This is a genomic window from Pseudomonas sp. Choline-02u-1 (genome assembly GCF_002836515.1).
In the GTDB taxonomy this organism is placed as follows: Bacteria; Pseudomonadota; Gammaproteobacteria; order Pseudomonadales; family Pseudomonadaceae; genus Aquipseudomonas.
In genome coordinates this window covers 45,326-54,587 of record NZ_PJBC01000015.1, presented here as the reverse complement: position 1 = coordinate 54,587, position 9,262 = coordinate 45,326, and the positions used below count along the sequence as shown (strand labels likewise).

The window sequence follows — 9,262 nt, the reverse complement described above, 5'->3', positions numbered from 1 at the left end:
GCGGATTGGCGGCAGAGCCGGCGCTGAGGAAAAGCAAAAATCCCTTGTAGGAGCTGACGAGTGAAACGAGGCTGCGATCTTTTGATCTTCAAAAGCAAGATCAAAAGATCGTTCCGCAGCTCCTACAGAAGCGATGCAGGCAGGTTATTCGGTAACGGCAGGAATTTTGCGCGGTGCCATGAAGTACATCCACGTCAGTGCGAGGAAGTACATCGCCGGGATCAGCGTGAACAGCACGGTGTAGTTGTTGTGGGTGACGGTGAGGATGTGGCCGACAATCTGGGTCATGAACATCCCGCCGATCGCCGCGCACATGCCGCCGAAGCCGAACACTGTGCTCATCATGTGCTTGGGTGTGTAGTCCATCACCAGGCTCCAGATGTTCGCGGTCCAGGCCTGGTGCGCACCGATCGCCAGCGAGATCGCCGCCACCGCCACCCACAGATTCGCCGAGCCTGCGGCCATCACCACGCCGATGATGCAGCAGGCAAACAGCAACATCGACAGCAGTCGCGCCTTGATCGAGTTCATGCCGCGACCGATCAGGAACGAGGACAGAATCCCGCCGCCGACACTGCCGAAGTCAGCCGTGACGTAGATGATGATCAGCGGAATACCCATCTGCGTGACGTTGATGCCGAGGTTGTATTGCTGATTGAGAAACGGCGGCAGCCAGTACAGATAGAACCAGAACACCGGCGCGGTCAGCGAGTAGGCGAGGGCGAAAGCCCAGGTGCCACGCATGCGCAAGATTTTGCTGAACGGTACGCGGGCCTGTTCCGGTTCGATTTCCTGCTGAATGTAATCGAGTTCCGACTGTTTCACCGTCGGGTGATCTTCCGGGTTGAAGTACTTCAAGCCCCAGAACAACAGCCAGATCCCGCCGAGTGCGGCCATGCACAGGAACGCCGCCTGCCAGCCCCACGCATTCAGGATCAGCGGCAGCAGCATCGGCGTGAACATCGCGCCGACGTTGGTGCCGGCGTTGAAGATGCCGGTAGCAACGGCACGTTCACCGGCCGGGAACCACAGGCGCGTGGTTTTCACGCAGGCCGGATAGTTGGCGGCTTCGGTCAGGCCGAGGATGAAGCGGCAGACCATGAAGCCGGCTGCCGAAGTCGCCAGACCATGGGCGCCGGTGGCCAGGCTCCAGAGCAGCACGGCGCAGAAGAACACGCGCTTGACGCCGACCCGGTCGATCAGTCGCCCTTGCAGGACAAACCCGATCGCGTAGCCGACCTGAAACCAGAAGTTGATGTTGGCGTAATCCATCGCCGTCCAGCTCATTTCCTTGGCGAGGATCGGCTGCATGACGCCGAGGGCGGCGCGGTCGATGTAGTTGAGGGTGGTGGCAAAAAACACCAGCGCCAGCATGCCCCAGCGGGTCTTGCCGACGGCCATGGCGCCGCGGATCTTGTCGCCGATGCCACCCGTGGCAGTGCTCATGGCCGGAGCCATGCGGGAAGTCTGTGAAGGAATCATGTGTTCCACCCGTTTTTGGATTTGTTATTTGGTGTTCTTTACGGTCGAACACCTTGTCCGGTGGTTAGTGGCCGGACTCGATGTGCAGCCGATGTTGGGCAGTGAACAAAAAATCGTCAATTCGCCAAATCGCCTTAGTGTTCGATAATCGCACGCAAAACTAACCGGGTAGTACACTTTAAATTGCTGCGCGCGGGGATGCAGCCAATAATTTCCTCACTATAAAAACCCATTCCCTAGTAGGAGCTGCCGAAGGCTGCGATCTTTTGATCTTGATCTGAAAAGAACATCAAACGATCACAGCCTTCGGCAGCTCCTACACAAAAGCGGCGCAGTCCGGGAGTTGAAACATGCAGCGTTCCATTGCCACCGTTTCCTTGAGCGGCACCCTGCCGGAAAAACTCGAAGCCATTGCCGCCGCCGGGTTCGACGGCGTAGAGATTTTCGAAAACGACCTCCTGTACTACGACGGCAGCCCCCGGGAAATTAAACAGATGTGCGCCGATCTCGGTATCGCCATCACCCTGTTTCAGCCGTTTCGTGATTTCGAGGGTTGCCGCCGCGATCGCCTGGCCCGCAACCTGGAGCGCGCCGAGCGCAAGTTCGACCTGATGCAGGAACTTGGCACCGACCTGGTGCTGGTGTGCAGCAACGCCGCGCCGGACAGTGTCGGCGATCAACAAATCCTCGTCGATGATTTGCGGCTGCTGGCCGAACGCGCTGCTGTTCGTGGTCTGCGGATTGGTTACGAAGCGCTGGCCTGGGGCCGGCACGTCAACACTTATCAACAGGTCTGGGACATCGTCCGTCAGGCCGTTCACCCCAACCTCGGCGTGCTCCTTGATAGCTTTCACACCCTGTCGCTGAAGGGTGATCCGAGCGCGATCGCCGATATTCCCGGCGACAAGATCTTTTTCGTGCAAATGGCCGACGCGCCGATCCTGGCCATGGATGTGCTGGAGTGGAGTCGGCATTTCCGTTGCTTCCCGGGGCAGGGCGAATTCGATCTGCCCGGCTTCCTCGCGCCGATCATCAAGAGTGGCTATACCGGGCCGCTGTCGCTGGAAATCTTCAATGACGGCTTTCGCGCCGCGCCGCCACGGGCCAACGCCGCCGACGGTTTGCGCTCGCTGCTGTATCTGGAAGAGAAGACCCGCCAGCGTCTTGAGCAGGAAGCGGCGCCGGTGGCCCACCGTGAAATTCTTTTCGAAACGCCGCAGGCCAGCGAATACAACGGCGTTGAATTTCTCGAGTTTGCCGTCGACGAAGCGCTGGGGGCGAAGCTCGGTCACTGGCTGCAACGCCTGGGTTTTGCCAAGGCCGGGCAGCATCGCTCCAAGAGCGTCAGCCTGCTGCGTCAGGGCGATATCAACCTGATTCTCAACTCCGAGCCTTATTCGTTTGCTCACAGTTTTTTCGAAGCCCATGGCCCATCGCTGTGCGCTACGGCCGTGCGAGTCAAGGACAGCGCCAGTGCGCTGGCCCGTGCGGTCGCTTACAAAGGGCAGCCCTATCGCGGGCTGGTCGGGCCGAATGAACTGGAACTGGCGGCAGTGCGCGCACCGGACGGCAGCCTGATTTATCTGGTCGATGCGGACGCCGACGTGTACGGCACCGATTTCAATCTGTTGCCGGACGCGCAAACCAGCGGCGGCCTCAAGCGTATCGACCACATGGCCATGGCGTTGCCGGCCGACAGCCTCGACAGTTGGGTGCTGTTCTATAAAAGCCTGCTGGATTTCGAGGCCGACGACGAGGTGGTGCTGCCCGATCCATACGGTCTGGTGAAGAGCCGCGCGTTGCGCAGCCGCGACAGCTCGATCCGGCTGCCGCTGAATATTTCCGAGAACCGCAACACTGCCATTTCGCATGCGCTATCGAGTTATCGCGGCTCCGGTGTGCACCACATCGCCTTCGATTGTGACGACATTTTCGCCCAGGTCAGTCGCGCCAAAGAGGCCGGCGTGCCGCTGCTGGACATCCCGCTCAACTACTACGACGACCTTGCGGCGCGCTTTGATTTCGACGATGAGTTTCTCAGCGAGCTGGCCTATTACAACGTGCTCTACGACCGCGACGCCCAGGGCGGTGAGTTGTTTCATGTCTACACCGAGCCGTTCGAAGGGCGTTTCTTCTTCGAGATCATCCAGCGCAAGAATGGCTATGCCGGCTACGGCGCGGCCAACGTTGCAGTGCGGTTGGCCGCGATGGCGAAATCGCGCAGCGGTGCGGTGCGGCAGGCGAAGTTGTAGGGAATTCGTAAACGCGGGATTAAACACCGGCTGCGCGGCTTCCTTCACTGTCCCGCGCGGCCCATAATCGCCAGCTTGTGCAGTGATGGCCGTGAGCCCGCGATGACCATGAATTCAGAACTTTCCGCCGCTGCTGTCGAGTCCGACGCAGTGCCGCGCAAGAGTCGCAAGAACAATCCGGAAAAGACCCGCGAAAACATCCTGCAGGAGGCGATCGTCGAGTTCGTCCAGCAGGGCCTGTCCGGCGCCCGCGTCGACGCGATCGCCGAGCGCATCCACACCTCCAAGCGCATGATCTATTACTACTTCGGCAGTAAAGAGCAGTTGTACGTCGAGGTGTTGGAAAAACTCTACGGCGATATTCGCAGCACGGAAAACCGTCTGCATCTGGACGAACTGCCGCCTGAACTGGCGATCCGCCGACTGGTGGAATTCACTTTCGATCACCACGATCACAACGTCGATTTCGTGCGCATCGTCAGCATCGAAAACATCCACAACGCCGAGTACGTAAAGCGCTCCGATGCGATCAAGGCGCTGAACAACACGATCCTCGACACCTTGGGCGGGATTCTGCAAAGGGGGGCGGACGAAGGTGTGTTCCGGCGTGGCATCGATGCGCTGGACGTGCACCTGCTGATCAGTTCGTTCTGTTTCTATCGTGTGTCGAACCGTCACACGCTGGGTGAGATCTTCCAGATCGACCTGCCGGACGAAACCATCAAGAAGCGTCATCGCGAGATGATCTGCGAATCGGTGTTGCGCTATTTGAAGGCCTGACAGTCAACAGATCGCAGCCTTCGGTAGCGCCTGCACCGTTTCCAGTAGGAGCTGCCGAAGGCTGCGATCTTTTGCTCTTCAACCATTCATGCTTTGAAAATGCTCAAGCATGCGCTGCGCATCCGGCACCACGCCGCTGAACAATTCAAACGCCTTCACCGCCTGAAACACCGCCATGTTGCCACCATCCAGCGTGCGGCAGCCCAAGGCACGGGCGTCGCGCAGCAGTTCGGTTTCCAGCGGGAAATACACAATCTCCGCGACCCACATTTCCTTGCGCAGCAACCCGGCCGGCACCGGTGAACCCGCAAGCTTGGCCATGCCCATCGGCGTGGTGTTGACCAGACCCTCGGCCTGCGCCAGCGCCCCGGGCAAATCCCGTCCGGCCTGCGCGCGACCGGGGCCGAAATGTTGATTCAGATTGTTTGCCAGGCTCTCGGCACGCTCGCGGTCGACATCAAAAATCGTCAATTGCCGTACGCCTTCGCTGAGCAGCGCGTGGGCCACCGCCGCGCCAGCCCCACCAGCGCCCATCTGGACTACACGTTCGCGGGCAGCATCCGTCAGACCCCGGCGAAAACCCTCGGCGAAACCGAGGCAATCGGTGTTGTGGCCGACGCGCTTGCCGTCCTTCAGCACCACCGTGTTCACTGCACCGATGCCCCGGGCTTCCGGCGACAATTCATCGAGCAACGGGATGATTGCCTGCTTGCACGGAAAGGTGATGTTCAGCCCGGTGTAATTCATTCGCGCCGCCGCTTGCAGCAAGTCGGGCAGGGCTGTGCTGTCGAGGCGCAACTGATCGAGGTCGATGAGCTGATACAGATAGCGCAGGCCCTGCGCATCACCTTCGTGCTCATGCAGGGCGGGCGTGCGCGAAGCCTGAATGCCGGCGCCAATCAGCCCGGCGAGTATCACCCTGGAACGTGACATGGCCTTCATCCCTGCAACCGCTGACTGAAATGCTCCAGCGCCAGGCGATAACCATGGCTGCCGAAGCCGCACATCACCGCCGTGGCGATGCCGGAAACAAACGAGTGATGACGGAACGGCTCGCGGGCATGCACGTTGGACAGATGCACCTCGATCACCGGCAACTCACTGGCGACCAAGGCATCGCGAATAGCCACCGACGTATGCGTCCACGCGGCCGGATTGATCACGATCCCCGCGCAACGACCGCGCGCCGCGTGAATCCAGTCGAGCAGCTCGCCTTCGTGGTTGGTCTGGCGAAACTCCACCGTCAGGCCGAACTCGTCAGCCGCGCGACCACACAGCGCCGAAATATCCGCCAGGGTTTCATGACCATAAGTCGCCGGCTCACGCGTGCCGAGCAGGTTCAGGTTCGGGCCGTTAAGCACCAGAACGATAGGGGACATGGGGCAACTCCACTTCTTGTTTTTGGCATCGGCCGAGAGGTTTCAGCCTGTGGGGATAAAATGTACCAGGTGGTTACATTGGTCAATTGAACAAAAATGACCTTGGTGTTTTATGTTCGGTAATCGCACAGATCAAAAGATCGCAGCCTTAGGCAGCTCCTGCATGTGGAACGCGGTTATCTGCAGGAGCTGCCGAAGGCTGCGATCTTTTAGATCGCCCATAAAAAAGCCGTCAATCACGACGGCTTTCTCTTTTCAACTACCCGCAATCAGCGCCGGGTCAGCAACACACCCGATTCCATGTGATGCGTCCACGGGAACTGGTCAAACATCGCGCACTGGGTGATGCGATGGGTGTCGTGCAGTTGGGCGATGTTGGCGGCCAAGGTGTCCGGGTTGCAGGAGATGTAGAGGATGTTGTCGAAGCGCCGCGTCAGTTCGCAGGTGTCCGGGTCCATGCCGGCGCGCGGTGGGTCGACGAAGACGCTGCCGAACTCATAGCTCTTCAGGTCGATGCCGTGCAGGCGGCGGAACGGGCGCACTTCGTTGAGCGCTTCGGTCAGCTCCTCGGCGGACAAACGCACCAGCGTGACGTTATCCACAGCGTTTTCGCTGAGGTTGCTCAGGGCAGCGTTGACCGAGGTCTTGCTGATTTCGGTAGCGAGCACTTTGCGCACGCGAGTCGCCAGCGGCAGGGTGAAGTTGCCGTTGCCGCAGTACAACTCCAGCAGATCATCGCTGCGATCGCCCAAGGCTTCGTATGCCCAATTGAGCATCTTCTGGTTCACCGTGCCATTGGGCTGGGTGAACGCGCCTTCGGGCTGGCGATAGCTGAAGGTGCGACCGCCGACTTCGAGCTTTTCGACGACATAATCCTGGCCAAGCACTTCGCGCCTGCCCTTGGAGCGGCCGATGATGCTCACGCCGAGATCGGCCGACAACCGAGTCGCCGCCGCGTGCCAGTGCTCGTCCAGCGGGCGGTGATAGCACAGGGTGATCATCGCGTCCCCGGCCAGCGTGGTCAGGAATTCGACCTGGAACAACTTATGGCTCAGCGCCGAACTGGCCTGCCATGCCGCTTTCAACTGCGGCATCAACTGATTGATGCGCAGGCTGGCAATCGGGAATTGCTCGATGAGGATCGGCGTTCGCTTGTCGTCCTGAGAGAACATCGCGTAATGCCGTTCGCCACCCTCGCGCCACAGGCGGAATTCGGCGCGCAGGCGGAAGTTCTGCAACGGCGAATCAAACACCGTCGGCTCGGGTGCATCGAACGGCGCCAGCAGCTCACGCAAGCGCGCGACCTTGGCTTCGAGTTGTTCGGCGTAGGCTTGGGAATCGAAACTCATGCGTTGAACCAACCCAACTTGATCACAAACAGAATCGACAGAATCACCAGTGCCGGGTTCAGCTCACGGGCACGGCCGGACAGCAGCTTGATGGCGGTCCAGGCGATGAAGCCGAAGGCGATGCCGTTGGCGATCGAATAGGTGAACGGCATGGCCAGCGCGGTGACCACAACCGGCGCAGCCACGGTGATGTCGTCCCAGTCTATTTCCGCCAGGCCGGATGTCATCAGCACGGCGACGAACAGCAGGGCTGGCGCGGTGGCGAAGGCTGGAACGCTGGCCGCCAGGGGCGAGAAGAACAGCGCCAGCAGGAACAGGATTGCCACGACGATGGCGGTCAGGCCAGTGCGGCCACCGGCACTGACGCCGGCCGCGGATTCGATGTAACTGGTGGTGGTCGAAGTACCGAGCAGCGAGCCGGCCATGGCCGCAGTGCTGTCGGCGATCAGCGCGCGACCCATTTTCGGCATGTGGCCGTCCTTGCCCATCAGGCCGGCGCGCTTGGCGACGCCGATCAGGGTTCCGGAGTTGTCGAACAGGTCGACGAACAGGAAGGCGAAGATCACGCTGACCAGACCGATGTCCAGTGCGCCTTTGATGTCCAGTTGCAGGAAGGTCGGCGCCAACGACGGCGGCATCGACAGGATGCCGCCGAACTCGGTGACGTTCAGTACGATCGAGGCGACGGTCACGGCGAGAATGCCGATCAGCACCGCGCCGCGCACTTTCAGCGCTTCGAGCGCGACAATCACGGCAAAGCCGACGGTGGCCAGAATCGGTGCAGGCTTGGTCAGATCGCCGAGGCCGACCATGGTCGCCGGGTTGCTGACCACAATGCCGGCGTTGTGCAGGGCGATCAGCGCCAGGAACAGGCCGATACCGGCGGCGATCGCCGAGCGCAGTGGCAGCGGGATGGCGTTGATGATCCATTCCCGAATGCGGAAGATCGACAACAGGAAGAACAGCACGGCGGAAATGAACACCGCACCCAGCGCCACCTGCCAGGTGTGGCCCATGTGCAGAACCACGGTGTAGGTAAAGAAGGCGTTCAGGCCCATGCCAGGGGCGAGGGCGATCGGGTAGTTGGCGATCAGGCCCATCACGGTCGAACCGATGGCGGCCGCCAGACAGGTGGCGACGAAGATCGCGCCCTTGTCCATACCGGTCTCGCCGAGGATGCTCGGGTTGACGAACAGAATGTAAGCCATGGCCAGGAAAGTCGTGACGCCCGCAAGAATTTCGGTGCGCACGTTGGTGTTGTGTGCCTTGAGTTGAAACAGCCTTTCCAGCATGTCTGCTCCCCGGGGCGCGCATGGCGCCGTGAATGTATCGACCTCAACAGCAAAGCACAGACCGTCGCAAGCGCCTGGAAAATTGTCGTGGGCCGGAAAAAGCCGCGCATCATACCAGCCGCGTGAAGAATTTGGCGGATGTTGGTGTCGATCGTCGGCGAAGTTTTGCGCAGCAGACAACTGCGCCATACTGCGCGCTGATTTTTCGGAGTGGGCAGGCATGCGCAACGGCGGGATAACAGTTTTTGGATTGGTTGCAGCAGTGCTGGTGGCAGTCCCGGCGTTCGCGGCATCGGCGCCGCCGTTGAGCGAAGTGAAGGTGATCAAGGTGCAATCGCCGTCCTGCGGCCTGGAGGATATTGCCGATAACCAACCGCAAACCCAGTGCAATCACAGCGGGCCGAACATCAGGGTCTACGTGCTGGAAGTCGGCTATGGCCAGAACCAGCCGCACGTGACTCTGGATGGCTTCGAGGTCAACGGCACCCGAGGTCCGGTGTGTGCCTTCGATAATGGCAATCTCACCGAGTGCACGCCTGGCAGCAAAACCGTCGGTTCTCTTTATACCTTCGATCTGGCTGGCAAGCAGGAAGGCACCTTCAGCTTCAGCAACACTTCGATAAACGCCCCGCGCAACACACTCTCGACCCAGCTTTACATCAAGTAACGGCTGTCTTCGAACAGGGTGGGACAAAGCTGTCTACGCTTTACAGACTACCCAGCGGAAA

Annotated in this window: 8 protein-coding genes; 3 read left to right on the top strand and 5 right to left on the bottom strand. The window is 60.2% G+C overall.

Annotated elements, in window-relative coordinates; genetic code table 11:
- Positions 1–144 precede the first annotated feature (144 nt).
- Entirely contained in the window at positions 145–1,482 is a 1,338-nt protein-coding gene (locus CXF97_RS12895) for an MFS transporter (RefSeq protein WP_101158820.1), read from the bottom strand.
- Between the two features lie 350 nt (positions 1,483–1,832).
- Here CXF97_RS12895 and quiC point away from each other — a divergent pair, with 350 nt between their 5' ends.
- Both quiC and CXF97_RS12885 read left to right on the top strand, forming a co-directional pair.
- A complete protein-coding gene (gene quiC, locus CXF97_RS12890; RefSeq protein ID WP_101158819.1) occupies positions 1,833–3,734 on the top strand; it encodes a 3-dehydroshikimate dehydratase QuiC in 1,902 nt (633 codons plus the stop codon).
- Positions 3,735–3,836: 102 nt separating this feature from the next.
- Positions 3,837–4,514 (top strand): TetR/AcrR family transcriptional regulator, encoded by a 678-nt coding sequence (locus tag CXF97_RS12885; RefSeq protein WP_101158818.1) that lies wholly within the window; start codon positions 3,837–3,839, stop codon positions 4,512–4,514.
- A 78-nt stretch (positions 4,515–4,592) separates the two neighbouring features.
- Here the strand turns inward: CXF97_RS12885 and CXF97_RS12880 are convergent, their stop codons facing one another.
- The 4 genes from CXF97_RS12880 to CXF97_RS12865 all read right to left on the bottom strand — a co-directional run bounded on the left by CXF97_RS12880 (position 4,593) and on the right by CXF97_RS12865 (position 8,534).
- Entirely contained in the window at positions 4,593–5,447 is an 855-nt protein-coding gene (locus CXF97_RS12880) for a shikimate dehydrogenase (RefSeq protein ID WP_101158821.1), read from the bottom strand.
- A 5-nt stretch (positions 5,448–5,452) separates the two neighbouring features.
- Positions 5,453–5,893, bottom strand: a complete 441-nt coding sequence (aroQ, locus tag CXF97_RS12875) for a type II 3-dehydroquinate dehydratase (protein ID WP_101158817.1) — start codon at positions 5,891–5,893, stop codon at positions 5,453–5,455.
- A 269-nt stretch (positions 5,894–6,162) separates the two neighbouring features.
- Positions 6,163–7,242, bottom strand: coding sequence for a tRNA (uridine(54)-C5)-methyltransferase TrmA (trmA, locus tag CXF97_RS12870; protein ID WP_101158816.1), 1,080 nt, complete (start codon positions 7,240–7,242; stop codon positions 6,163–6,165).
- Entirely contained in the window at positions 7,239–8,534 is a 1,296-nt protein-coding gene (locus CXF97_RS12865) for an NCS2 family permease (protein ID WP_101158815.1), read from the bottom strand. Before CXF97_RS12865 ends, trmA begins: the two co-directional genes overlap by 4 nt.
- Before the next feature lie 220 nt (positions 8,535–8,754).
- On the opposite strand from CXF97_RS12865, the gene CXF97_RS12860 reads away from it, so the two are divergent.
- On the top strand, positions 8,755–9,201 hold the full coding sequence (locus CXF97_RS12860) for a DUF4879 domain-containing protein (protein WP_101158814.1): 447 nt from the start codon (positions 8,755–8,757) through the stop codon (positions 9,199–9,201).
- Positions 9,202–9,262: the final 61 nt, after the last annotated feature.